Source organism: Pseudomonas sp. LBUM1641, assembly GCF_059716235.1.
The window spans coordinates 5,795,570-5,820,210 of sequence record NZ_CP166815.1 but is presented as its reverse complement, the minus strand read 5'-3'; the positions used below and the strand labels follow the sequence as shown (position 1 = coordinate 5,820,210).

Below are 24,641 nucleotides of genomic sequence, written 5' to 3'. Positions count from 1 at the left end.
CATCAGGGGCGGTATCAGGCTTCGAACGGGACACGGTTGCGTTGCTCGCCGTGCCGCTCCAGTGCCTCACGCGTTAACCTGCGCATCCATTCTTTTTCGCGGTAGCCCAGTTCATTGAGCAACAGGTTGTAGGCTTCGTCAGTCATGTTTTGCCCGGTAAACACCTGCTCGGCCGGTACATCCATGGCGTCGGCGAGGCCCTGCAAAGTGACCCTCAATGGCTCTTTCTGGTCAGGCGGCAAGTCATGGGCCTGGGCCCACCGCGCCTGGGCTTCCTGCAATTCATCAAGGCGTGCGCACTGCTCGTCGAAGTGCCTGGCATTAGCCTCCATCGCCTGCGAGTGGTGGTCGTGCAGATACTGCTCCCAGTACGGTTCCAGCAGCATCTGGTTGACCAGGCCATCGCCTTCACCCAGTTCGAGCACTGTGGTGTACGCCTGCTCGATCTGTGCCGGGCGCACGTCACCGGTGGTGCGGTACAGCATGTGGTCGGCCAGCCACGGCAAGTCGAGGCGTGATGCCAGGCGGGTCTGGTAGCCCAGGTAGATTTCCACGTCGTCGACTTCACCCGGCAGGCCATCTTGTAGCTGCGTGAGCGGGCGTAGCCCGAGGCCGCCTTCGGCTACCGGCAGCAGGCGGTGCGCGATATCTTGCGCGGCCACCTTGTTCAAGTGCCGCAGGCGCGCGCTGCCCTTGGCCAGGGTGACCAGCTTGCCTTCACGCTCGGCGGCCGACAGCGCGTAGCGTTGGGCTTCGTTGGCCAGCACTTGAATGCCCATGTCATTGAAAATCTGCGCACTGCCATCGGCACACAACCCAGGGAAGCTCGACATCTTAAACAGCTTGTCACGTAACTCGCTGTCGGCGTGCACGGCTCGCAGCAGGCGCCACACGTGCTGGCTCAGTTGCAACTGGTTGGCCGCATAAGCTTGATCGTCCTCGGCGGTTTGAATGAACTCCGGGGGCTCCAGCGCCTTGATAATCTCGAACAAGCCCTGGGAGCCATGTTCGTGCTCGACCTCATCCCAAAGCTGCTGATGGGCCTGGTGTTGGGATTCCTCGATCAGCTCCAGCCAGGGGGCGGCCTCACCTTTGGGTTCATACGCGCGGTTGGGGTCCAGCCCGGCAGCCATTCGGTATTGCTCATACAACTGGCGCTGATCGTTGCGCAGGGTATTACGGTCCAGACGTGTTCGGGCGATGGTCAGGGCCTCGTCGCTGCCGGGCGGAAACTCCGGCAGGTGGTCGATCTGCGTGCGGCTCAGGTCCAGCACAAACTCGGCGCTGCGCGGGTGGGCAAACAGCCCACGTGGCCAGATTGTGATCGGTGTACGGTCCAGGAACACCCGCTGCAAGTGCGGCATTTTTGACAAGTCCGGTACGGCCTGCAAAGGGTTGTGGTGCAGGTTAAGGCTGCGCAGGTGCCGCAGGTTTTTCAGGCGTACTTGATCGCCGGACAGCAAGCCGATCTGGTTTTGCCCCAGGTTCAGATGACGCATGAAACGCATGGTGCTGACGGCTTCCGGGAGTTGGGTGAGGTGATTGTTGCTGATGTCCAGGGAGCGCAATGACGGGAATGCTTGCAAGAACTGCCCGTGGTGATCGCGCAGTTCGCTGTGCGCCAGGTCCAGGCGCGTCACGTGTTCGAACCCGCTCTGAAGGCGCGGCAATTCGCCGGGTAGCTCCAGCCCGCCGAGGTCCAGGCTGGCGCCGTTTTGTACCCGGCCCCAGTCATCAGTGTGTTCGGCAAGCCGATCTTCCCAGCAGCGGTAGAGCCTCTGGCTGATGATGTGTTTGTGGCTTCTTTCTTCACGGGCCATGAGGCTGTTTTTGGGGTAGGCGCTGGGTGCTCGTTTCCAGCGTTCCAATTCTGATTGGAGGGCATGCCGCTCGATCACCAAGCGGTTAAGAATGTCATTGATCTGGCCGTGGCCGATTTCATCGATGAAGCGGTCACGACGCACCTCGTCCAGCGTTGGAAACAGGTGCTCCAGCACCTCTCGAGTGTGGACATTGGCCATGGCCTGGTGCGAGCGGCGCATGCGGCTGTAGGCCGGCCCGCCGAGCAAGGTAACGGTCTCGCGGTCGGCGATGCTGCGCTGGGGCGGTTGGGCCAGGGCCAGGCGGCGCTCGGCGAGGGGCTCGAGGGTTTCCATCAGCCAGTGTTTGAACCCGGCACCCTGGCCGGGCCGGAAGCCAAGCAGGCTTTGCTGATCGTGTGACAGCGCCCGCAGCAGGCATTCGTAGAGATTGTCCGGGCCGTGCAGGCGCTGGTGCGCCTGATCGAGCAGGGTGTAGCGCGCAGGGCCGTTCCTTACCAATAACCAACGGCGGTCAGCGTCGGCAGGGCCGACTTCACAACGCAACGGACCGCCGGGCGTCTGATCGCGGATTTGCAGGTGCAACTGGCCAAAGCCATCACTGTGTCGCTTGAGGGTATTGAGTACCAGGCGCTCGGTGTCTTCGGTCACCGGCCAGGGAGAGAAAAAACCGGCGTAGGCGTGGGTGGTGTCCTGGGCAAGACTCAATTCACGGCCTTGCTGGAGCTGCATCAGGTCCGACGCGTTTCGCTCTGCCAATGCTTGTGCCAGGGGCAGGTCCAGCGGCGCGACGTGCTCCCGTAGCCGGCGCACGCGCGGGTCTGTGGTTTGCTCGCGTATTTGATGAATGTAGGCGCTGATGTCGCCGGTCTGCGTGGCCACATAGTCCGCCAGTTGATGACGCAGTGCCTGGGCTTGTTCTGCATGGGGCATTTCGCGGCCCAGCAGGCGGGTGATCGAGGCCTCATCGAGAAAGGCCAATACACGTTCCGGCAAACGGCCGGACATCACGTCGGCCAAGCTGATGGACAAGGTATCGGCCGGTGCGGCGTCGGGGTTGGCGTATTTGCGCGCATCGCCTGTCAGGTCTGAGCGCACGAACACTTGCAGTGCCTTGTCCTGGGGCCAGCCCGGCAGTTCGGTGATGGTTTGCTCGAACCAGGCAGACGTCGCGTCTAGAGGTAAAGGCGCGCCGTTGCGCAGGGTCTGTACGGTTTCGACGGCGGCTCGATGCGCCTCATGGCGATTGAAGGTGGCGTCGAGCAACGGTGGGGTCGGTCGGTTCTGCACGTAGACACCGCGCAACACGTCTTCGTCGGTGCCGCTGATCCGACGGATGCGCTCCAGTTCGAGGTCACTGAACGCTTCCGAGCGGGGCCCCAGGCGGCGCATCAGGGTGATGCTGTCCCAGGTGCGGGGCTGTTCGGCCTCATGCACAAAGGCGCCGTCGCCGTTGAAGCGCACCTGGGGTTGATAGGCGTCGGGGCGTTGCGGGTGAGTGATGCGATGGTCGCCGGTGTCGGGGTCGTGTTGTACCTCGAAATGCGCGCCGTCCAGTGCGAGCAACTGCTTACCTTGATGGTTGTGCAAGCCGGTGGCGGCGGGTGGCGAGTCGAGGTTTTTCAGGGCGTAGGGCGCAAGGTCCGGGTGCCACAGGCGCGTGCTGCCATCGGCGCGTTGCACCCGGCGCAGCCCTTCGATGAAGGGGCTGAGGCGTTTGCCCAATTGGCTGGCGGCCCCAAACAGGGCGAGCTGAATCACACTGTCAGCCACTCCGACCACCTGCTCGGCAGCCTCGATCCCACGGCCCTGCGCCCAGTCGACGATGCCTTCGAATACCTCGTCGGTGATCTGGTAAAGGCTATAGGCGAGCATCGCTTCACCCAGCAGGGGCACGAACGGGGTGAACACCAGCAAGGCGGCATTGAAGATGTCCGAGAGCATGTTCTCCAGGTTGTCCCACCAGGCCCATCGCGCGTGGCGGTCGGCGGTGGCGGTGGGTACGGCGATGTCGCGTGCGTCGTTGCCGATCTTGTTCAGCCGGGTGCGGTATTGGTAACTCCACAGGTCGTTGTCGCTCGCCAGCGCAGAGCGATTGACCTGATCGTCGCCGATGGCCTGCACACTGAATTGCAGGTTGGACTGGCTTATCGGGGTTTCGCGCCAGCTGGGGCGTGGGTCGGTGTGTGCAGTTTGGTGCCAGCGCACATGGCTCAAGCGGGTATCGAGGCCGGTAAAAAACGCACCGCGCTCGGCGTGAGCGATGAACCGGCTGAAGAAGGTCTGGTAGCGCTGTTTGTCTCGTAGCTTTTGGGTGAGGTGGCTGAGGAAGGCGTCGGGCGAAGGGTATTGCTTCAAGGGGTGTTCGGGGTCTTCGGGGATGTACACCACGACCTGTCCGACAGGCCGGTCCCGCTGAGGGACGAACAGCAGCAGGATACCGGTCAATGCCGTATTCATCAGGCTCAGGGAATGGCATTCAAGGGGTAGGCCCTCCAGCAGCGCGGTGCGATCGGCGATCAGGTCGAGCACGGCGCTGTGGGCATCGGTGTCGATATCACGGTTGATCAGGGCCAGGTGGGCTGCCGTCAAAAGAGCCGCTTTCTGACTGGCAGCCACCTGCAGCCGCAGAGCCTGGGTCAGCGCAGGGTTATCGAACCCCAACGCCTGCCGGATGCTGGCCTGGTAGCGAGCACCCAGGTCCAGCGTGCGGCAGATCTGCTTGAACTGCTCGGCGGTCAGTACCGCGCCGGTCGTTCCATGGCGCAGTGTCAGCACGTCGCGTTGGCCGAGCGGGTCTTCGGCGGACAGGAAGGCGTGGTCGACGAACGTGTCCGAGGCGGCGAAGTTGGCCAGTGCCGCGTCCAACAGCGACAAGGTCTTGCTTTGCACGCCTTGCTTGAAATCATGCACCCACCAACCGACGTTGGCGTTCACATACAAGCGCACGAAAGTGGCTTTGACGTTGATGTCGCCGTAAGGCATCAGGGCATTTTTCAGCAGTGGCTCGGCGAAGCTGTACACGTCGGTCAACGGCTGGAATCTTTTCTCCAGTTCGTTGTGCTGTTGCCAGTGTTCGGCAATGGCGGGCTTGAGTGCCAGATGCTGGCTGGCGCTGGCATGAGGGTAAGGGCGAATACCTTGGCCGGCGACGGCCCTCAGGGCGGCAAGTCGGTGTGGCGAGGTGGTTTTCAACCACTTCGGCAAGGCGTTCCGGATGAATGCGTGGTGCAGGGACTGGTCGGGTAGATCGGCCATGGGGGCAACCTGTAGAGCTCAAAAAGAAGGCTTGAGTCTATGCACCGGCACGGCTGCGGATAAGTTTGAAAAGTGGGTGGAAACGGCGGCGGATCCTTCAGTAATCCGCACGTGAAAAGCGCATGGATAGCCCCTTCAGCGCACGCTGCATAAGCTGTTGTTGCCCGGTTGCAGATAGGGCGTAAGAATCGGCGCCATGCCCTTGAGTACCTGTACCGGCAACGCCGAAGTGAACTTGAAACCCTGGGCCGAAGCGCCCGGCACGAAGGCGGTCAATGTGCCGAAATGATGCTCGCCGATGTAGAACACGAAGGTCGCCGTGCGGTTGATCGCCTTGGAGCTGAGAATCCGCCCACCGGCGCCGATGGCTTCGATGCGGTTGTCCCCGGTACCGGTCTTGCCGCCCATGGCCAGTGGCGTGCCGTCAGCCAGTTTGAAACTGCCGGAAACGCGTCGTGCGGTGCCCGCATCCACCACTTGGGACAGTGCGCCCTTGAGAGCTGTCGCGACCTCGGAAGGCATCACGCGTTTGCCGCGATTGGGGTCATTGACCAAGCGGGTTTCGTACGGTGTGTCGGCGGCAAAACGCAGGCTGTCGATGCGCAGGGTGGGTTGGCGCACGCCATCATTGAGGATGATCCCCACCAGCTCTGCCAGCGCTGCCGGGCGATCGCCGGAGCTGCCGATGGCGGTGGCGAGCGACGGCACCATGTGGTCGAAGGGATAGCCGACTTTTTGCCAGCGCTGGTGGATATCGAGGAACGCTTCGATCTCCAGCATGGTGCGGATACGGCTGTCGCGGGCGCTCTTGTGGCGGCTCTTGAACAGCCAGCTGTAAACCTCCTGGCGCTCGTGTTCACTGGCGGCGGTGGCCTGGGTGAAGGTGGCGTCGGGGTTGTTCAGCAGGTAGCCCATCAGCCACAGGTCCAGCGGGTGAACCTTGGCGATATAGCCTTGGTCAGGCAGGTCGTAGGCGCCGGGGCCGTAATTCTGGTAGAGCTTTTCGAGACGCTCGTCGGTGAGTTTTTCCGTGCTTTTGACGCTGCTCAAGTGCGAACGGACGAAGCTGTTGAAACTCGCCTGGCTGGCGTTGGGCAGCAGGTAGCGGTGTACGGCGGCCAGGCGAATGGCGGTGGGGTGCATGCTGTCGAGGAAGGTATCGAGGCGCGCCTGGGTATCTTTGTTGCGGTACTTTTTCCAGAACTTGAGCAGGAAGGTGGTGCCCTCGCGGTCAGCAAACTGGGCCAGGTATTCCTGGCGGCGCGGGTCGTTGTCGTCCTTTAGCAACTCGGCGCTGTTGTTCGGGCCTTGGTAGGTCGTGTAACGCACCAGGTCGCGCATCAGGCGAATGAACGGCAGGTTGATGGACTCGCGCAGGGCTTCGATCAACGTGGGATTACGACCGTTGTCCTGGCTGCGGAAGTTGTGAAAGTGGTGCATGCCGCCGCCGGTAAAAAAGCCTTCGCCGGTGTTGGCGGAGTATTGGCGATTGAGGGCGGCGTCGAGCATGGCCGGCAGGTTGCGGTCGCTGTTCTGGGCCAGGTAGTCGAGGGCCCAGCGGGTGATGCGATCTGTGTCGTCGACCGGGACTTTGCGCAGCTCGGCGGCAGGCGTCGCACCGTATTTATCATGCAGTTCGCTGACAATTTGCAGGTAGGTGGTCATCACCCGCAGCTTGGCGGTTGAACCCAGTTCCAGCTTGCTGCCTTCATTGATGTCGAATGGCTGGTCGGTGCTGTCGGTTTGCACGCGCACGCGGGCGCCGTCGGGTGTCATCTCGTAGAGGTTGAAACTGTAGCGAACCTGAGCGGTGCTGGCGGGCGTCAGCAGCGTGGGCCCGAGCAGACCGATCTGCGCGGCAAAGGCGGGGTCGGCGAGCTGCTTGAGGTAAGTGCTGGCCTGGCTTTGCAGGTCGGCTTGCAAGGTGCTCGTGGCAGAGAGATCGAGTCGGTCGAGGTCGTACAGCGGCTGGTTGAGCAGGGCGGCCAAGCGCGTGCGGGCGACGCTGATGCCCTTGTTGGTTTCGATCGGCTGGATTGTCGGTTGTTGCTGCCAGTCACGGTAGGTGACTTTGCTGGCGAGGGCAGCGCTGGCCAGCGCCGGGTCGATCACGTTGTTTTGTGCGAGCAGGCGGATGTGGCTGTCGGTGAGGTCTGCCAGTTCCTTGTGGCCCTTGGACAAATAGTGAGACGGGCGGCGCTGGGCGATCATCAGCGACAGCACCTCGCGCAACGCCAGGCCCTTTTGCGGCAGTTGTTTGGGGTCGGTGCTGATGAGCAGCGCGTTTGTCTGGTTGAAGTCGGCGCCGTACCACACGCGCAAGCCTTCGGCCATGCCGTGCACTTCGCCATGGCCGGGTACCGCCGACAGGGGCACGCTGTTGAGGTAGTCGCGCACGATGTCCTGGCGAGCGGCAAGGGTTTGCGGGCCATCCTGATACGCGCGCACGCTGGCAGAAATCATCTGGCGGATTTTCTCGCCGCCGGACAGGGTCAGGCCGTCGGGCGAGTGGCGGTATTTTTCCAGCTGAGTTGCCAGGGTACTGCCGCCAGCGGTCTGGCCGGGCAGGTGCAAGAGCTTCGCCACCTGGGACCAGGCGGCCTTGGCAAAACGCGGCCAATCTACGGCCGGGTTGAGTTGGGGGTTTTTCGGGTCGAGCAGGTCGCGGTCTTCGATGAACAGCAGGCTGTTGATCACCACGGGAGGAATCGCCGCGAAGCTTGGGTAGAACTGTTGTGGATACGTGAACTGATACAGCGGTGCGGCGCGGCAATCGGTGATGGTCAGGCCGGCCTGGATTTTTTCCGGGTAGGGCACGAACAGGCCGCGCTGGGCGTAGGCCATCAGGTCGGGGGAAAAGCGCGCTTGAGCCTGGATCAGGTAGTCACGCTTGATCAGGCGGGGCAGGAACTCACCGAGGGCGCTGTAGCCAAGGCGCTTGTCGAAGGGCCCGGCGCCTGGGTAAACCCGCGCATCGCTGGGGCCTGCATGCATTTGGTAAGTGAGGGTTGAGGCAATGTCGGTGAAAGTTTTGGCCTGCAACCTTGAGGTGTGCATCTCCCGCATGGCCGCGAAGCCCAGGGCGATCAAGGTGATCAATAGCACCAGCCAGAACAGCCGCCACCACAGTCGTCTGCGGCGGGGAGGGCTTTGTGGCAATGGCTGTTCATCCGGGCTATCGGTGGAGACCGCAGCCTTGGTCGAAGCGTTTTGCCACAAAGCGCCCATAGTCGATTGATCCATTTACGCAGATTGATCGGACTTGGTTGAAGCTTAGACGGTGGTGGGCGAGTGCGAGGAATTTGTGAGTATGAGGTTGTTTTTGTGGTGAGGGGGGGACAAGCCCCCTAGGGACAGGAAAAATCAAAGCCAGGCAGCGTCCCAAAGTGGGTAGTCACCAATATTTTCGACCAGGCCCGCTCGCAATGGGTTGGCGATGATGTAGCGAGCAATTTTGCGAAGGTCTTCATCGGTCCGCACTGCTCGGTCATGGTAGCCAAGTTGCCAGAACCGTTCTTTGCTGCCGCGTGCGCGATTAATGGTGAGGGTGCTTCGGGATTTGGTACGCCCCACAACCTGTGATAATTTTTTGTCTTGCAGCTCAAATAGCCAATGAAAGTGATCAGGCATGACGACCCATGCCAGAGAGTCGACCATGCCCAATTCATGGGTCTTCCTGAACTCTGCTACCAGTAGTCGTCCCAAATGGAAGTCGTTGAACAGGGGTTGCCGATTGTGGACCACAGCGGTAATCAGATAAGGACGACCAGATTCTGAATGCCGACCACGGCGTAACAGATGAGAGTTGGGCTGGTGAAGCATTCCGTTGCTCCTTGATGGGATGTAGTCAATTGAAGCTAGCAGCTGCTCTGGAGTGCTCTCTTGCAGTTCAGTGTCAGTGTGTTTCCCACGACGGCATTTGGGGCTAGTTGTGGAGAGGAGGCTTGTCTGGGCTGAGGTGGCTTATCTGGGATGAGGTGGCTTGTCTGTGGCGAGGGGGCTTGTCCCCCGTTGGGCTGCGCAGCAGCCCCAGTAAACACACCGCATTTCTTCAGGAAGATCCTCATGGCAGGTTTCGGGGCTGCTGCGCAGCCCAACGGGGGACAAGCCCCCTCGCCACGGACAAGTCCCCCTCACCACAGATAACCCCGCCACATAACCCCCAACCGTCGAGCTAGAGCCTCCCCCACCCGTAAATCCGCCAAAGGTAGGGGCATGACGCTGCACCATTACCGTGCAATACTCGCCGCCGTTTGGTGGCGATGATTCCTACGGTAACCAGGTAATGCTCCTCCGCCAAAGGCGCTTTTGCCGAGAGTTCTCGCTGAATCTTGCTGTTTATAGAGTGAAAACCCCTGGGTTTAGCTTTTTATACTGCACCCCCGCTGATCTGGCCCGGCCAGACCGGTTTACCCAAAAGGTGAACCGGAAACGGTACGCCATGGCAGACCCGCCATGACGCTCCGGACTCGGTGGCTCATATCCAATAACAAGACGAGGTTGTATCCCTATGCCCGCTGGCAATCACCTGCCCCAAGGCGAGACCGCTCAGGGCGGTCCGCTGAAACGCGAACTTGGCGAACGGCATATTCGCCTGATGGCCCTCGGCGCCTGTATCGGTGTCGGCCTGTTCCTCGGTTCGGCCAAGGCCATTGAAATGGCCGGCCCGGCAATCATGCTGTCCTACATCATCGGCGGCCTGGCGATCCTGGTGATCATGCGCGCCCTCGGCGAGATGGCTGTGCATAACCCGGTGGCCGGCTCCTTCAGCCGCTACGCCCAGGATTACCTCGGCCCGTTGGCGGGCTTTCTCACTGGCTGGAACTACTGGTTCCTGTGGCTGGTGACCTGTGTCGCGGAAATCACCGCCGTCGCCGTCTACATGGGCGTGTGGTTCCCCGATGTGCCGCGCTGGATCTGGGCCCTCGCGGCGCTGGTCAGCATGGGCACCATCAACCTGATCGCGGTCAAGGCGTTCGGTGAGTTCGAGTTCTGGTTCGCGCTGATCAAGATCGTCACCATCATTGCGATGGTGATCGGCGGCGTCGGCATCATTGCCTTCGGTTTCGGCAACGATGGCGTGGCGCTGGGGATTTCCAACCTGTGGACCCACGGCGGCTTTATGCCCAACGGTGTGCAGGGCGTGTTGATGTCCCTGCAAATGGTGATGTTCGCCTACCTGGGCGTGGAGATGATCGGCCTCACCGCCGGTGAAGCGAAGAACCCGCAGAAGACTATCCCCAGTGCCATCGGCTCGGTGTTCTGGCGCATCCTGCTGTTCTACGTCGGTGCGTTGTTCGTGATCCTGTCGATCTACCCGTGGAACGAAATCGGCACCCAGGGCAGCCCGTTCGTGATGACCTTCGAGCGTCTTGGCATCAAGACCGCCGCCGGCATTATTAACTTCGTGGTGATCACCGCGGCGTTGTCGTCGTGCAACGGCGGTATCTTCAGTACCGGGCGCATGCTCTACAGCCTGGCGCAGAACGGCCAGGCTCCGGCCACATTCGGCACCACGTCGAGCAACGGCGTGCCGCGTAAGGCGCTGCTGCTGTCGATCTTCGTGCTGTTGCTGGGCGTGCTGCTCAACTACATGGTCCCGGAAAAAGTCTTCGTCTGGGTGACGTCGATCGCCACCTTCGGCGCGATCTGGACCTGGCTGATGATCCTCCTGGCCCAGCTCAAGTTCCGCAAGAGCCTGACCCAGGCCGAACGTGACGGCCTCAAATACCGCATGTGGCTGTACCCGGTCAGTTCCTATCTGGCGCTGGCGTTCCTGGTGCTGGTGGTGGGCTTGATGGCGTACTTCCCGGATACCCGCGTGGCGCTGTATGTCGGCCCGGCGTTCCTGGTGATGCTGACGGTGTTGTTCTATGTGTTCAAGTTGCAGCCGACCCAGGCGGCGGCACGCACCGCGAGCTGAGTTTCCTGCGCTCAACAAAAAGCCCCTTTCGGGGCTTTTTGTTTTTCAGGTGGTGGCGGGAGGCGCCGGTTGGGTGAGCCGTTTGTTCAAATCCAGCCAGGCCCCCAGCAGCGCCATCAGCCCGGCGCCTACCAATGCGGTGAAGATTTGCATGGCGAAGGCATCGCCGGTGATCGCATTGATCATGTCCGCCAGCGGTGCCAGCAGCACCCCCAGGCAGAACACCTCCAGGGAGTAGCGGCCCATGCGGCAGGTTTGCTGCGCCAGCCAGTTTTGCGTCCAGGCGTGGCCGGGTAGCAGCTTGGCGGTGACATAGGCCAGGGCCAGAAAATGCAGCAGACGCACCGGCGACAGGTCGGTCTTGCTGATGGGATACAACAGGTCGCTGAGTGCCGACGGCATCAGCGCATCGTGGATTTCCGGCCAGCGCCACGAGAGCGTGAGAACCCCCGCGACCAGCGCGTACACCGCCGCAGCCACGAACAGTGGCTGACGCAACAGCCCACGGGTTTCTGCGGGACGTGGCTGCTGCGCATGAATCGCCGCCGCGCCGCCCAGCACAAACAACAACTGCCAGGTCACCGGATTGAAGTACCAGACGCCGTCGGCAATCGCCGCCAGGTTCCAGCCCAGATGCGGGGCCAGCAAGTACACCGCCAGCGAAACAGCCACCACCGCCCAGGTCTTGCGCAACAGTAACGGCAACACCAGCGGCAGGCAGCCCAGCAGCACGATGTACAGCGGCAGCGGGTCCATCAGGTTGGGCTTGAAGCGCAGCAGCAGTTCATCCATCAGGGCTTGCTGGGGATGGGTGACGAAGTGCGTCAGGCCCATCTCTTCAACGAGGTCGCGGGTTTCCACATGGCTGTTGGCGAAGAACACGATGCCCATCAGCATCGCCAGCAGGAAGATGTGCACCACGTACAGCACCCAGGTGCGCCGCCAGATCTTCACGCAGGCGATCAGATAACCGTCGCGCTGCAGGATCTTGCCGTAGGCCAGCACTGCCGCATAACCGGCCAGGAACACGAAGACTTCCGCCGCGTCGCTGAAACCGAAGTTGCGCAGGGTGATCTGGCCCAGAGGGTTGTGGGGCACGTGATCCCAGAAAATAAAGATCAACGCCAGGCCCCGAAAAAAATCGATGCGCGGGTCGCGTCCGTTCAACATGGCAGCGGGCTCTTGAACAAGGGGTTTAGTAATGACAAGTGGACGACGGCTTCAGTCGAGCCGTACGTCGGGCGGGCGCAGGTTGGCGGTATTTGTAAGCAATTGCAAAGCTGAGTTTTTTGCTGAATGTCTCATCGCTTCGTTTAAACGTCGATGATCACCAGCGTGCCGTGGCTGCCAGGCAGCACCGCGTGGGCAGTACCGGCTTCCACCAGGTACATCTGCCCGGCGCCGACGTCGATGGCGTCCTCGCCGATGGACAGGCGCAAAAGGCCGTCGATTACCAACAGGCCTTCGTTGTAGTCGTGGGTTTCTTCTTCATAGGCCTGCGCGTCCAGACGCAGCACCTTGATCCGCGCCGGGCCGACCTGGCCCAGGCGGGTGGATTTCCAGGTGTCCGGCAGTTGTGCGGCGATGGCGGTGAAATCCAGTAACGGCATGGTGAAGCTCCTTGTTTCAACGATGCCGTTCGGTGGTCCGGTTCAGCGGGAAAGGGGATGGTTTAGAACGCGTCCATCAGCAAAACCCGGCAGGGTTTGGCTTCGTATTGGTTGATCTGCGGCACCAGGCGGGTGAAGTGTTCCGTCTGGCAGTGCGCATCGAGAGCGGCCTGGTCGGGCCATTGCTCGATAAAGATAAAGTGCCCGGGGTCTTTCTGGTCGACGAACAGGTCGTAGGCAATGCACAGCGGTTCCTGGCGGGTTTTTTCCACCAGTTCGGCGTACCACGGGCGCACGGTGTCGAGGTGTTCGGGTTTGATGAAGTCTTCGGCAATTACTTTCAGCATCGTATCGTTCCGTTAAAGGATTAAGCCGCCGCTATTTCATTCGGCTCAAAACTGTCCGCCCGCGCCATCTGCCACATGCGCGAATAAAACTCGCCGTTCACTTCGCCGGTGAGCAACTCACCTGGCTTGAGGAACACATGCAGCTGCGAGAACAACTTGATCTCGGTGGCCGACATGCGCCGCACCAAGTGCTTGGCCGACAGTTGCGACGGGTGATCGAGACCGGCGGCGGCAAGCATTTCTGCCAGGGCCTTCAGGGTGTTGCGGTGGAAGTTGAACACGCGCTGGGCCTTGTCCGGCACCACCAGTGCGCGTTGGCGCAGTGGGTCCTGGGTGGCCACGCCGGTGGGGCATTTGTTGGTGTGGCAGCTTTGCGACTGGATGCAGCCAATGGCGAACATGAAACCCCGCGCCGAGTTGGCCCAGTCGGCACCGATGGCCAAAACGCTGGCAATGTCGAACGCGCTGACGATCTTGCCGCTGGCGCCGAGCTTGATCTTGTCCCGCAGGTTCAAGCCCACCAGGGTGTTGTGCACAAACAGCAGGCCTTCGCGCAGCGGCACACCGATATGGTCGGTGAACTCCACGGGTGCGGCACCGGTGCCGCCTTCCTTGCCGTCCACCACGATGAAGTCCGGGAGGATGCCCGTTTCGAGCATGGCCTTGGCAATGCCCATGAATTCCCACGGGTGGCCCAGGCAGAACTTGAAGCCCACCGGTTTGCCGCCCGACAGCTCTCGCAGTTGGGCGATGAACTGCATCATTTCGATCGGGGTGGAAAACGCACTGTGGCGCGACGGCGAGATGCAGTCTTCGCCCATCATGATGCCGCGGGTCTCGGCGATTTCCTTGGTGACCTTGTGCTTGGGCAGGATCCCGCCGTGGCCCGGTTTGGCGCCTTGGCTCATCTTGATTTCGATCATCCGCACTTGCGGGTTCTGCGCCTGCACGGCGAAACGTTCCGGGTCGAAAAGGCCGGCGCTGGTGCGGCAACCGAAGTAGCCGCTGCCCAGTTCCCAGGTCAGGTCGCCGCCGTTTTCCCGGTGATACGGGCTGATGCTGCCTTCGCCAGTGTCGTGGGCGAAATTGCCGAGCTTGGCACCCTGGTTGAGGGCGCGAATCGCGTTGGCGCTCAATGAGCCGAAGCTCATGGCCGAGATGTTGAACACCGAGGCCGAGTACGGCTGTGTGCACTGCGGGCCGCCGACGATCACGCGAAACGCGCTGGGGTCGCTCAACGGCGCAGGGCGCATGGAGTGGCCGATAAACTCAAAGCCGGATTGGTACACGTCGATCAGCGTGCCGAAGGGTTTGTCGGCGCTTTCGTTCTTGGCGCGGGAATAGACCAGCGAGCGCTGGGCCCGGGAAAAGGGCAGGGCGTCGCTGTCGGATTCCAGCAGGTACTGGCGGATTTCCGGACGGATGCCTTCCACCAGGTAACGGATATTGCCCAGGATCGGGTAGTTGCGGCGCACCGCGTGGGGGCTTTGCAGCAGGTCGAAAATGCCGATCAGGCTGAGGATGCCGGTGACCATCGCGATCGGCCACAGCCATTCGTGTTCGATAAACGGCATGCTGGCGAGGGTGAAAATGACGCAGACGGCAAAGAACGCGTAACGGCTTAACAAGGACAGGCTCATACAGGGTTCCTTAGTTTTTATCCTGTAGGAGCGAGCTTGCTCGCGAAGGTCGTTAACGATAGCGCGGTTGTCTGGATGACCGCGGTGCATTGACGTTTTTCGCGAGCAAGCTCGCTCCTGCAGGGCTCGATCAGGCGTGTTGCGCCTGCAGAAAAATCGAGAACAGCTCCGACTGGGATTTGATCCCTAGCTTGCTGTACATATGCTTTTTATGGACTTTCACGGTTTCAACAGAGATTTCCAGCTTACGAGCGATTTCCTTGCTGGAGCAACCACTGAGCATCAAACGGCCCACATCCAGCTCCCGCGCGGTGAGTTGTGCGCCCCAGCCATCGTTGTGGATCGGCGTCTCCGGAGCGCTCACCTGGTTGAGTTCATGGGGCAGGCGTTGGCACAGCAAGCTCAATACCCACGGCTGGATCAGCGACAGCAGGGCAATCTGCTGCGGGTCAAAGCGCTGTTTGGAGCCCAGGGACAGGCATAAGGTTCGCCCGTCCGGCTGCTGGCAATTGAACTGGATTTCATCGGCCACCACGTTCAACCGGAAGTAGCGCTGGTAGTACTCGGTCAGCTCGAAATGCTCCGGGGCCACTTCGGCCAGGCGAAACAGCCCGGTGCGCGAGTGCTCGCGGCTGGCGATGTAGAAGGGGTCGAGCAGGTATAAACCGTTGAGGTAATCCTGGAACAGATGGTCCGGCTCACCGTCCTGGCCCGGGCATTCGGCGAACACCAGGGGCTTGTGCTCGCTGCTGAACAGCAGTACCACCCAACTGTCGAACGGCACATATTGGTCTAGCAACCGGACCAGCTGCGTCCAGAAATTCGGCTGGTCCAGGGCGTCTATCATCTGCCCCACCGAACGGTGCCAGGCGATGTCTTCCAGCGACAATGTCATGCATCTACCCCCATAGGGTTAACCCGGCTGCGTAATTTCCCGAGTGTTCGCGGCTGCGCATACTGCGCCACAGATAAAGAACAAGGAATCACCATGAAGGTCGAATTTGCCCAGCTGGCAGGCCGCGATAACGGCACAGCTTACAACCTTGAGCGCGCGTTGGCGGCAATTGCTGCGTGTGCGGCGGATACCCAATTGGTCGTATTCCCGGAAACCCACCTGATGGGCTTCCCGACCGCCGACACCGTGGCCGATGTGGCCGAGCCGGTGGAAGGCCCCGCCGTCCAGGCGATTATCCAGGCAGCCCGAGCGCGCAATATCGCGGTTGTCATCGGCATGGCCGAGAACGACGCCGGCCAGTTCTATAACACCACCTTGATGATCACCGCGGACGGCATCGCCCTGCGTTATCGCAAGACCCACTTGTGGGCCTCGGACCGCGGCGTGTTCACTCCGGGCGACCGCTACGCCACCTGCGAGTGGAACGGCGTGCGCGTGGGCCTGTTGATCTGCTACGACATCGAATTCCCGGAAACCGCCCGCGCCCTGGCGCAGTTGGGCGCTGAAGTGTTGATCGTCACCAACGGCAACATGGACCCGTACGGCCCCACCCACCGCACCGCGATCATGGCCCGCGCCCAGGAAAATCAGGCGTTTGCGCTGATGGTCAACCGGGTGGAAGAGGGTGATGACGGCCTGATGTTTGCCGGTGGCAGTGCGCTGGTGGACCCGTTTGGCACGTTGCTGTTTGAAGCCGGGCGCGAGGCAGGGCAGTTCAGCGTTGAACTGGACCTGGGGCAACTGGCGGCGGCGCGACAGGACTATCGCTACCTGGATGACCAGCGCTTGAAGTTGCCGGGAGAGGTGATTGAGCGCATGGACGGAACGCGGGAGTTATTGATCCCGAAACCCTGACCCCGATTCCTGTTGTGAAGGTGCTTGTTGTGGCAAGGGGGTTTGTCCTGTGGCGAGGGGGCTTGTCCCCCGTTGGAGTGCGAAGCGCTCCCGCTTTTTCTGGGGCCGCTGCGCAGCCCAACGGGGGACAAGCCCCCTCGCCACAGAAGCTGCACTCACCACAGAAAGCTGCACTTCATTTCAAAACTGTTCTAACCATAAAAATTATTGCTCCTGCTGCACCGACTTCAGTTCTGCCATAAATCTAATAATCGCGCGGAGAATCGCTCATGGCTCGTTTGCAACGCACCCTGTCGTTAGGGTCGGTGGTGCTGTTTGGCATCGCCTATATGACACCGATCATTGTCCTGGGCACCTTCGGCATCCTGGCGCAATCCACCGCCGGCATGGTCCCGGCCGCTTACCTGGCCGCGCTGGTGGCGATGTTCTTCACCGCCATGAGCTACGGCCGCTTGGCCTCGGCGTTCCCGGTGGCCGGTTCCGCCTACAGCTATGTGCGCAAGGCCATCAGCCCCAAGCTCGGGTTTATCGCCGGGTGGGCGGTGTTGCTCGACTACCTGTTCCTGCCCATGGCCATCTGGCTGATCGGCGCGGCCTACCTGCATTCTGCCTTCCCGGCAGTGCCGCAATGGGTCTGGATACTGGCGTTTATCGGGGTCACCAGCGTGATCAACATCATTGGCCTGAAACTCGCCAACGGCATCAACGCCTTGCTGATGCTGGTGCAGTTCCTGGTGCTGATCGCCTTCGTCGCGCTGTGCATCCACTACATCGGCGGTGATGCGAGCAAGCCGCTGTGGACCATCACCCCGATCTTCAACGGCCAGATGCAAATGCCGTTGATCATGAGCGGCGCGGCGATCGCCTGCTATTCGTTCCTGGGCTTTGATGCGGTCAGCACCCTGACCGAAGAAACCCGCGACCCTCGCCGCACCATTCCCCGGGCGATCATGCTGATCACCCTGATCGGCGGGCTGATCTTTGTCGGTGTGTCGTACTTCGTGCAGATCGCCCATCCATCGTTCGAATTTACCGACGTGGATTCCGCAGCCTACGAGATTGCCCGCAACATTGGCGGCGACCTGTTCGTGTCGATCTTCCTGATCGGCCTGATCGTCGGCCAGTTCGCCTCGGGTTTGTCGGCCCAGGCCAGTGGTTCGCGGTTGCTGTTTGCGATGGGCCGCGACGGGGTGTTGCCCAAGTCGTTCTTCGGCACCTTGCATGCGCGCTTTGGTACGCCGGTGAACAGCATCCTGCTGTGCGCGGTGGTGGCGTTACTGGCGTTGAAACTGGACGTCACCACCTCCACCTCGTTCATCAACTTCGGCGCCTTCCTGGCTTTCAGCCTGGTGAACCTGTCGGTGATCTTCCACTACTGGATCGGCGCCCAGCAGCGCGGGTTGCGGGCGCTGGTGTTGTTCCTGGTGTTCCCGATCATCGGCCTGGTGGCGGATTTGTGGTTGATGGTCAGCCTCGATCACCTGGCGATCTACCTGGGCCTGAGCTGGTTGGCGATTGGGCTGGTGTACCTGGGTTTCCTGACGCGGGGTTTCTCCCGGCAGCCACCGGAAATGGACTTCCAGGAAGCCACATAGAAGTTCGGGGTCTATTCTTATTGCAATCGGTTCTCGTTTGGATGCATCATTTGCGTTACTGTATAACATCTGATGTTCACCCAGACGCCCCGGAGGCCTTATGAAACCTGGTATCCACCCCGACTACCGCACCGTGTTGTTCCATGACACCGCCGCCGACGTTTTCTTCCTGATCGGTTCCACCGTGGACACCGACCGCACGCAAAAACACAGCGACGGCAACACCTACCCTTACGTGCTCCTCGACGTGTCCAGCGCCTCGCACCCGGTGTACACCGGCCAGCAGCGCAAGACCCAGTCCGAAGGCCGCATCGCCGGCTTCAACAAGCGGTTTGCGTCGTTTGGTTCGAGCCCGAAGAACGCCGAAGCCTGAGCCTGTCCCCTGTAGAGGTTTGCCTTTACAGGGGATCTGTCGTCTGGCGAATCGGCAACTCCACCCGAAACGTCGTGCCTTTGCCGACTTCGCTGTTCACTGAAATAGTCCCGTGATGCTTCTTCACAATCCCATACGACAGTGACAGCCCCAGCCCTGTCCCTTCGCCCACCGGCTTGGTGGTGAAGAACGGATCGAAAATTTTCTGCACACTTTCCGGCGCGATTCCGCAGCCGGTGTCCGCCACTTCCAGCCAGACCTTGTCGCCCTCCACGCCATTGCTGAGGGTGATGGTGCCGCGTTCCGGGCCCATCGCCTGGGCGGCGTTGATCACCAGGTTCATCACCACCTGATTGAGCTGCGAGGCCAGGCATTCAATGTCCGGCAGCACCTGGAAATGCTTGACCACATCGGCCTTGTACTTGAGTTCGCTGGCGACGATGTTCAGGGTTGAGTCGATGCCGTGTTGCAGGTTTGCCCACTGCCATTTCTCGTCGTTGTCGACCCGCGAGAAATCCTTCAGGTCCTTGACGATCTGCGCCACGCGACCAATACCATCCTTGGATTCGAGAATCAGAATCGGGATGTCCTCCTTGAGAAACTCCAGGTCCATGGCCTTGCGCAGGCTTTGCAATTGCGTCAGGCATTCGCCGGGTGCCAGGGCTTCTTCAGCCTGCCGGTAGGCGTCGAGCATCTGCTGCAACTGTTTGAAGTAGCCGTCCAGGGTGCTCAGGTTGGAGGAGATGAACCCCACCGGGTTGTTGATTTCATGGGCCACCCCCGCCGCGAGCTGGCCCAGGGACGCGAGCTTTTCCGACTGCACCAATTGGCTTTCCAGTTGCTTGCGTTCATCGATTTCCAGCTGCAGCGCCTGGCTGGCCAAGGTCAAAGCCTGGGTGCGTTGCTCCACCAGATGTTCCAGGTGACTGGTTTGCAGGGACGCACGCCGGGCCATGTCCCATTTGGCGGCGAGGGTGTTGGCCATCTGTTGGACTTCGATGTTGTCGAAAGGCTTTTTCAGGATCAGCAGGCGGTCATGGGCTTGCAGGCGAAACAGCAGTTCTTCCCAGGAGTAGTCGGAGTAGGCGGTGCACACCACCACTTGCAGTTGCGGGTCGACTTTCCATAATTCTTCGATGGTTTGCGCGCCGTCCCAGCCCTGGGGCATGCGCATGTCGACAAAGGCCAGGGCGTAGGGGCGCTCTTGTTGCGTGGCCTGGCACAGCAGCTGCAATCCTTCCTGGCCGCCGTAGGCCGAATCCAGTTCAAAAGCCTGGGCCTGGGGTTTGACGCTGGCGCCAAACAGGGCCGTTTCCATCTCGTCCAGTTCCAGGTTCGCGTCCACGGGCGGCATCAGAATCTTGCGAAAGTCTTCATGAATCGACGGGGTGTCATCGATCAATAAAATGCGCCGGTTGGGTGCTTGATTCATGCTCATGTCCGTGCGGGTTCCAGTGGAATATGAAGGGTGAACAGCGCGCCTTTGCCCGGACCGTCGCTGTGGGCGGTGAGGCGGCCCTTCATTTCCAGGGCGGCCAGGGCGCAGCTGTGCAGGCCAAAGCCGTGTCCTTCCTTGCGGGTGGTAAAACCGTGGGTGAAGATTCGCGTCATGTTTTCCGCGGGTATGCCTTCGCCTTCGTCCTTGACGCTGATCTGCAAGGTCCCGTCGTCCAACGGCATTACCGTCAGGGTCATTTGCCGGGTGCGATCGGTGAGGTTGGACATGGCGTACTTGGCGTTGCTGATCAGGTTCACCAGGATCAGCAGCAACCGATGCTTGTCGGCCATGATCTCGGGGACGTCGTGGTAGTCCTTGACCACCGTCACATGGTGGCGGCTCAGGGCCCCGGAATTCATGCGCAGGGCATCTTCCATCAACGCGCTGATATGCACCGGCTCCAGCAGCGTGGATGCGCCGGCGTAGGACTGCTGGGTGGAAACAATATCCTTGATGTGGTCGACGCTTTTGCTCAGTTGCGCCAGTTCCTCGGTGAGGCCCTGCTGTTCAGTGGCGATGGCTTCGACCAACTGGTTCAGGTAATCAGGCAGCAGCTTGCCTTTTTCATCCTCGGTGAGGAAGGTGCCCAGGTCGCGGCGGTGTTCATTGATCAATTGCATGGCCTTGCCCAGCCCCAACGCCTTGCTGGTGCGCAGCTTGCGCGTCACCAGCTCGGCCGAGATATTCACGCTGTTGAGCACGTTGCCGACGTTGTGCAGCACGTTGGTCGCAATTTCCGCCATGCCGGCCTGGCGGGCGCTGTCCATGAGTTCACTTTGGGCATCCTTGAGTTCCCGGGTACGTTCCTCGACACGTTGCTCAAGGCTTTCGTTGACCACATGCAAGGCCCGGTTGACCCGGTTGATCTCGGCGAAACTGCGCAACAGGCGAATCGCCAGGTACAGCAGCAGTGCCACCAGCAAGGTGGAAAACACCAGCAGATAGCGATGGTATTTCTGGTTGAGCAGGTCAGACGCGGTCTGGTCCTGATTGAGCTGGTTGGTGAGGTCGTCCAGGCGTTCGGCCAGCGGCACGGCGGCGATACGTTCGAGCAGGCCGTTGACCAAGGGTTGTTCCCGCAGGATCAGCGCAATGTGATTGCTGAGAATTTCCACCGGCACCTGGAACGACTCAGGCAGGCTCAGTTTATTGATCGCCAGCGTGTTCAGGCCCACCAGAATGTCGGCGGCCTTGTCGTCGCTGGTCACCTGGGCGAATTCGAGGCTGCTCAGGAGCACGTCGTAGGTGTCGGTGGCGATGCTTTGCTGGAGCAGTTTGTCGGCGTTGGTGAGTGCCAGGAACTGCGCCTGGATATCGTCTTCGGCGGTGGGCAGGAAGGCCAGGGAGTTGCGCAGCACGGCGTTATGGGACTTGAACTGGTCCACCAGCCGGGCTTTTTCGTCGATCGCCTGGCGATAGGCGTCCTGGCCGGCCTGCCAGCGGGCGGGGTCTTCGTGACGGTGTTGCGATCCGCGCTGCTGAAGGCTGGCCCACAGGCGGTTCATCTCGGTGAGGGGCGCGACCAGTGGGTCGTAGTTGTGGGTCAGGGCAATCCGGGCCTTGAGTACTTCACTGTCCCATTGTGAGTTCAGTTGCTTGATTTCGCGGATCAGGTCGCGGGATTCGGTGTAGGTGCTGGTCTGGTCGCTCGATGACTTGAGGTACAGGAATACCAGGGTCGAGGCGAGTATCAGGGTCATGGTGCTGAGCATGACCTGGGTGGCGCGGCGGGAGAGTTTCATAGTGGCTTGCCTGCCCATTCGCCAGTCAGGGTTTTCAGGAACAGCACGATCAGGGTCTTGTCTTCGGCCGAGGGAATGCGCCCCAGCTGGTACTTGAACATCACGTCGACGGCTTCTTCGAGGGTCTTGGCCGAGGCGTCGTGAAAGTACGGGGCGGTGACCGCCACATTGCGCAGGCTGGGCACCTTGAACACGTTGCGGTCTTCCTCGTCCTTGGTCAGCAGGTAGCGCCCCAGGTCAGCTTCGGTGGGGTTGCCACGGGCCTTGAAGTAGTCGCCCATCACGCCGAACTTCTGGTACATGTTGCCGCCGATATTGGCGCCCTGGTGGCAGGCAATGCAGCCGTATTCCTTGAAGCGCTGGTAGCCGTATTTTTCCTTGAGGGTGAGGATGTCGGTGTTGCCCTGAAGGTATTGGTCGAAGCGCGAATTGGGGGTGAGCAGGGTACGTTCATAGGTCGCCAGGGCGTTTTGCACATTGGCGGGCGTGATGCCGTCGGGGTAGATCTGCCGGAACGTCGCCTGGTAGTGAGGCTGTGCCGACAAGGTCTGAATCACGGTTTTCCAGTCGTTGCCCATTTCCATCGGGCTGGTGACCACGTGTTCGACCTGTGCCTCCAGGGTGTCGACCCGTGCGTTCCAGAATTGCTTGAAGTTCAGGCTGGCGTTGAACACGGTCGGAGTGTTGAGCTCCACCGGCTTGCCGTCGAACCCCAGGGAAAACGGCTGATTGTCGACGCCGCCGGTTTGCAGGTCATGGCAGCTGGCGCAGGACTTGGTGTTGTTGACCGACAGTTGTGTTTCATTGAACAACTGGCGCCCCAACTCCACCGTTGCCGGATCCAGTTGCGGTATTGGCGGCAGTGACTTGAGCGGTTCATCCAGCGGCGCGGCCGTCACCGGCAGGCAGGTCGCCAGCCAAAACAGGGCGGCGAGCCCGGGCGCCCGTGAAGACCGGTGAACGTAGCGTGGCGTGGCGTCGCTCAAGCGATGATTCCTTGGGGCAGAAGGTTATTGGCTGGGCATCAGGGTGCGTCGCCCGGCTTGCATGAACTGGGCGAATTCATCGGCGGCCACGGCCTTGCTGAACAGGAAACCCTGGCCTTCTTCACACTGGTGGGCCTTGAGGAAGTTCAGTTGCTCAACGGTCTCCACGCCTTCGGCAATGATGTTCAGGTCCAGGCTTTTACCCAGGCTGATAATCGCGCTGATCAGTTGCGCGTCCTGGGTGTTTTTACTCAAGCCACGAATGAACGACTGATCGATTTTCAGCACATCAATCGGAAACCGCCGCAGGTAGCTGAGGCTGGAATAGCCGGTGCCGAAGTCATCCACCGCCAGGCGCACCCCCATGGACTTGATCGCCCGTAGGGTCACCAAGGTGTCTTCGACGTTTTGCATCAGCACACTTTCGGTAATCTCCAGTTCCAGCAAGCCTGGCGCGAGGCTGGTGCGCTCGAGGATGGCGGCCAGGTTGGCGACAAAATCCCGCTGGCGAAAATCGATGGCCGAGATGTTCACTGAAATACAGATCGGAGCCAGGCCGGCTGCCTGCCAGGCTTGCGCTTGCTCGCAGGCCTGGCCCAGCACCCATTGGCTCAGGAGCACGATCAGGCCGCTGTCCTCGGCGACCGGGATAAAGACCGACGGGTAGATCCAGCCGTGACCGGGCTGGTACCAGCGAATCAAGGCTTCCGCGCCGACGATTCGCCCGCTGTTCAAGTCCAGTTTCGGCTGGTAGTGCAACACAAACTCTTTACGCTCCAGGGCCAGCCGAATCGCGGTCTCCAGGCTTTGCTGTTCCTGGGCGCGGCGGTTCATGTCATCGATGAAAAAGCTGAAGTCATTCGGGCCGTGATCCTTGGCGGCGTGCATGGCGGTTTCGGCTTTCTTGATCAATTCCACGGCGCTGAAGCTGTCGTTGGGGTAAATGCTGATGCCCAGGCTGGCGGTGACGCTCAGGTCATGGCCGGCGACGTAGCGGATGTGACTGACGGCCTTGAGGATTTTTTCAGCGATGTGCTGGGTTTGCTGAGGATGATGAACGTCGGTGAGGATCAGCACGAACTCGTCCGAGCCGTAGCGAAATACCGAGTCTGACTCGCGCACCGTCGCCACCAGGCTTTGGCTGACTTGCTTGAGCACTTCATCGCCCACCGGGTGGCCCAGAGCGTTATTGATGCGTTTGAAGCGGTCCAGGCCGATAAACATCACCGCCAACTGGGTGTCATGGCGCCGGCAGGCGGCGATGGCCTGGGTCAGCCGGTCCCCCAGCAGCGTGCTGTTGGGCAGGTCTGTGAGGGCGTCGTATTGCAGCAGGTGCGAGACCTTGAGCAGTTCCTGCACCCGTTCTTCCACCGTACGCTCCAGGCCCATCAGCTTGAGCGCGGCATCCTGTGCGAGCTGCCATTTCCAGGTCAGGGCGCTGGCCATCTGGCGGATTTCGAGGTTGTCGAAGGGTTTTTTCAGGATCAGCAGTTGGTCGTCGTATTTGAGGCGCGCTTCGATGGCTTCGAAGGAATAGTCGGAGTAGGCCGTGCACAAGGCGATTTGCAGGTGGGGGTCGACAGCCCACAGTTGCTCGATGGTCTCCAGCCCATCCCAGCCCGGCGGCATGCGCATGTCGATGAAGACCAGGGCGTAGGGAGTGTTGGCGGCCAAGGCTTTGGTCACCAGGTCCAGTGCTTCCTGGCCTTGGTAGGCCGAGTCCAGCAGGAACGTCTGGCGTGCGGCCGGGGCGGTACCGAACAGGGTCTCTTCGATGCTGTCCAGGGATTGGCCGCCGTTGGGGTCGGCTTCGAGGATCTTGCGGAAGTCTTCGTGGATCGACGCGGTGTCGTCGACGATCAGGATCCGCCGGTTGGCCCTCTCGGAGCGCGGGTTCACGAGCGGTTCCGGGACGCGCTCAACTGCATATTCTGGCGCATATGGCTTCCTTACCTTAAGTGCATCGATAAACAGGGGCGGTCATGGGCTTCTTGCCACAAGCATAGTTGGCTCCCTTGAATAAGTCGGCCAGTTGGCGT

Annotated in this window: 16 protein-coding genes; 4 read left to right on the top strand and 12 right to left on the bottom strand. The window is 60.9% G+C overall.

Annotated features, from left to right (window positions below; translation table 11 throughout):
• Window positions 1-14 precede the first annotated feature (14 nt).
• From ACA046_RS26760 to ACA046_RS26750, 3 genes are all read right to left on the bottom strand, one after another.
• Complete coding sequence (locus tag ACA046_RS26760; RefSeq protein ID WP_497675294.1) at window positions 15-5,078, bottom strand: NEL-type E3 ubiquitin ligase domain-containing protein; 5,064 nt, start codon at window positions 5,076-5,078, stop codon at window positions 15-17.
• 135 nt (window positions 5,079-5,213) lie between these two features.
• Complete coding sequence (locus tag ACA046_RS26755; protein WP_497675293.1) at window positions 5,214-8,306, bottom strand: transglycosylase domain-containing protein; 3,093 nt, start codon at window positions 8,304-8,306, stop codon at window positions 5,214-5,216.
• 135 nt (window positions 8,307-8,441) lie between these two features.
• Window positions 8,442-8,900 (bottom strand): REP-associated tyrosine transposase, encoded by a 459-nt coding sequence (locus ACA046_RS26750; RefSeq protein ID WP_318302287.1) that lies wholly within the window; start codon window positions 8,898-8,900, stop codon window positions 8,442-8,444.
• A gap of 688 nt (window positions 8,901-9,588) precedes the next feature.
• On the opposite strand from ACA046_RS26750, the gene ACA046_RS26745 reads away from it, so the two are divergent.
• Window positions 9,589-11,001 (top strand): amino acid permease, encoded by a 1,413-nt coding sequence (locus ACA046_RS26745; RefSeq protein WP_076015629.1) that lies wholly within the window; start codon window positions 9,589-9,591, stop codon window positions 10,999-11,001.
• 45 nt (window positions 11,002-11,046) lie between these two features.
• On the opposite strand, the gene ACA046_RS26740 is transcribed toward ACA046_RS26745, so the two are convergent.
• From ACA046_RS26740 to ACA046_RS26720, 5 genes are all read right to left on the bottom strand, one after another.
• Window positions 11,047-12,171 (bottom strand): OpgC family protein, encoded by a 1,125-nt coding sequence (locus ACA046_RS26740; protein WP_497675292.1) that lies wholly within the window; start codon window positions 12,169-12,171, stop codon window positions 11,047-11,049.
• 143 nt (window positions 12,172-12,314) lie between these two features.
• Window positions 12,315-12,611 (bottom strand): cupin domain-containing protein, encoded by a 297-nt coding sequence (locus ACA046_RS26735; protein ID WP_497675291.1) that lies wholly within the window; start codon window positions 12,609-12,611, stop codon window positions 12,315-12,317.
• Between the two features lie 62 nt (window positions 12,612-12,673).
• Window positions 12,674-12,958, bottom strand: a complete 285-nt coding sequence (locus tag ACA046_RS26730; RefSeq protein WP_003216442.1) for a putative quinol monooxygenase — start codon at window positions 12,956-12,958, stop codon at window positions 12,674-12,676.
• 20 nt (window positions 12,959-12,978) lie between these two features.
• A complete protein-coding gene (locus ACA046_RS26725; RefSeq protein ID WP_076015625.1) occupies window positions 12,979-14,598 on the bottom strand; it encodes an FMN-binding glutamate synthase family protein in 1,620 nt (539 codons plus the stop codon).
• Between the two features lie 130 nt (window positions 14,599-14,728).
• Complete coding sequence (locus ACA046_RS26720) at window positions 14,729-15,493, bottom strand: helix-turn-helix transcriptional regulator (RefSeq protein WP_497675290.1); 765 nt, start codon at window positions 15,491-15,493, stop codon at window positions 14,729-14,731.
• Window positions 15,494-15,586: 93 nt separating this feature from the next.
• On the opposite strand from ACA046_RS26720, the gene ACA046_RS26715 reads away from it, so the two are divergent.
• From ACA046_RS26715 to ACA046_RS26705, 3 genes are all read left to right on the top strand, one after another.
• Window positions 15,587-16,408: a carbon-nitrogen hydrolase family protein gene (locus ACA046_RS26715; protein ID WP_459023551.1), complete on the top strand. Its 822-nt coding sequence runs from the start codon at window positions 15,587-15,589 to the stop codon at window positions 16,406-16,408.
• 269 nt (window positions 16,409-16,677) lie between these two features.
• Window positions 16,678-18,003 carry an APC family permease gene (locus ACA046_RS26710; RefSeq protein WP_497675289.1) on the top strand — a complete coding sequence of 442 codons (1,326 nt, stop codon included), beginning with the start codon at window positions 16,678-16,680 and terminating at the stop codon, window positions 18,001-18,003.
• Between the two features lie 100 nt (window positions 18,004-18,103).
• Window positions 18,104-18,376 carry a type B 50S ribosomal protein L31 gene (locus tag ACA046_RS26705; RefSeq protein WP_076015621.1) on the top strand — a complete coding sequence of 91 codons (273 nt, stop codon included), beginning with the start codon at window positions 18,104-18,106 and terminating at the stop codon, window positions 18,374-18,376.
• Window positions 18,377-18,401: 25 nt separating this feature from the next.
• Here ACA046_RS26705 and ACA046_RS26700 read toward each other — a convergent pair whose 3' ends face one another.
• The 4 genes from ACA046_RS26700 to ACA046_RS26685 form a co-directional block, all read right to left on the bottom strand.
• On the bottom strand, window positions 18,402-19,808 hold the full coding sequence (locus tag ACA046_RS26700; RefSeq protein ID WP_459023547.1) for an ATP-binding protein: 1,407 nt from the start codon (window positions 19,806-19,808) through the stop codon (window positions 18,402-18,404).
• A 2-nt stretch (window positions 19,809-19,810) separates the two neighbouring features.
• Complete coding sequence (locus ACA046_RS26695; protein WP_497675288.1) at window positions 19,811-21,616, bottom strand: DAHL domain-containing sensor histidine kinase; 1,806 nt, start codon at window positions 21,614-21,616, stop codon at window positions 19,811-19,813.
• Window positions 21,613-22,542, bottom strand: a complete 930-nt coding sequence (locus ACA046_RS26690) for a cytochrome-c peroxidase (protein WP_497677141.1) — start codon at window positions 22,540-22,542, stop codon at window positions 21,613-21,615. Before ACA046_RS26690 ends, ACA046_RS26695 begins: the two co-directional genes overlap by 4 nt.
• Window positions 22,543-22,626: 84 nt before the next feature.
• Window positions 22,627-24,501: a putative bifunctional diguanylate cyclase/phosphodiesterase gene (locus tag ACA046_RS26685; protein ID WP_497675287.1), complete on the bottom strand. Its 1,875-nt coding sequence runs from the start codon at window positions 24,499-24,501 to the stop codon at window positions 22,627-22,629.
• Between the last annotated feature and the right edge of the window lie 140 nt (window positions 24,502-24,641).

Excerpts from the sequence above, each read along its gene's own strand:
- ACA046_RS26760 (WP_497675294.1), bottom strand. The coding sequence starts at position 5,078 with ATGGCCGATCTACCCGACCAGTCCCTGCACCACGCATTCATCCGGAAC.
- ACA046_RS26755 (WP_497675293.1), bottom strand. The coding sequence starts at position 8,306 with ATGGGCGCTTTGTGGCAAAACGCTTCGACCAAGGCTGCGGTCTCCACC.
- ACA046_RS26750 (WP_318302287.1), bottom strand. The coding sequence starts at position 8,900 with ATGCTTCACCAGCCCAACTCTCATCTGTTACGCCGTGGTCGGCATTCA.
- ACA046_RS26745 (WP_076015629.1), top strand. The coding sequence starts at position 9,589 with ATGCCCGCTGGCAATCACCTGCCCCAAGGCGAGACCGCTCAGGGCGGT.
- ACA046_RS26740 (WP_497675292.1), bottom strand. The coding sequence starts at position 12,171 with ATGTTGAACGGACGCGACCCGCGCATCGATTTTTTTCGGGGCCTGGCG.
- ACA046_RS26735 (WP_497675291.1), bottom strand. The coding sequence starts at position 12,611 with ATGCCGTTACTGGATTTCACCGCCATCGCCGCACAACTGCCGGACACC.
- ACA046_RS26730 (WP_003216442.1), bottom strand. The coding sequence starts at position 12,958 with ATGCTGAAAGTAATTGCCGAAGACTTCATCAAACCCGAACACCTCGAC.
- ACA046_RS26725 (WP_076015625.1), bottom strand. The coding sequence starts at position 14,598 with ATGAGCCTGTCCTTGTTAAGCCGTTACGCGTTCTTTGCCGTCTGCGTC.
- ACA046_RS26720 (WP_497675290.1), bottom strand. The coding sequence starts at position 15,493 with ATGACATTGTCGCTGGAAGACATCGCCTGGCACCGTTCGGTGGGGCAG.
- ACA046_RS26715 (WP_459023551.1), top strand. The coding sequence starts at position 15,587 with ATGAAGGTCGAATTTGCCCAGCTGGCAGGCCGCGATAACGGCACAGCT.
- ACA046_RS26710 (WP_497675289.1), top strand. The coding sequence starts at position 16,678 with ATGGCTCGTTTGCAACGCACCCTGTCGTTAGGGTCGGTGGTGCTGTTT.
- ACA046_RS26705 (WP_076015621.1), top strand. The coding sequence starts at position 18,104 with ATGAAACCTGGTATCCACCCCGACTACCGCACCGTGTTGTTCCATGAC.
- ACA046_RS26700 (WP_459023547.1), bottom strand. The coding sequence starts at position 19,808 with ATGAATCAAGCACCCAACCGGCGCATTTTATTGATCGATGACACCCCG.
- ACA046_RS26695 (WP_497675288.1), bottom strand. The coding sequence starts at position 21,616 with ATGAAACTCTCCCGCCGCGCCACCCAGGTCATGCTCAGCACCATGACC.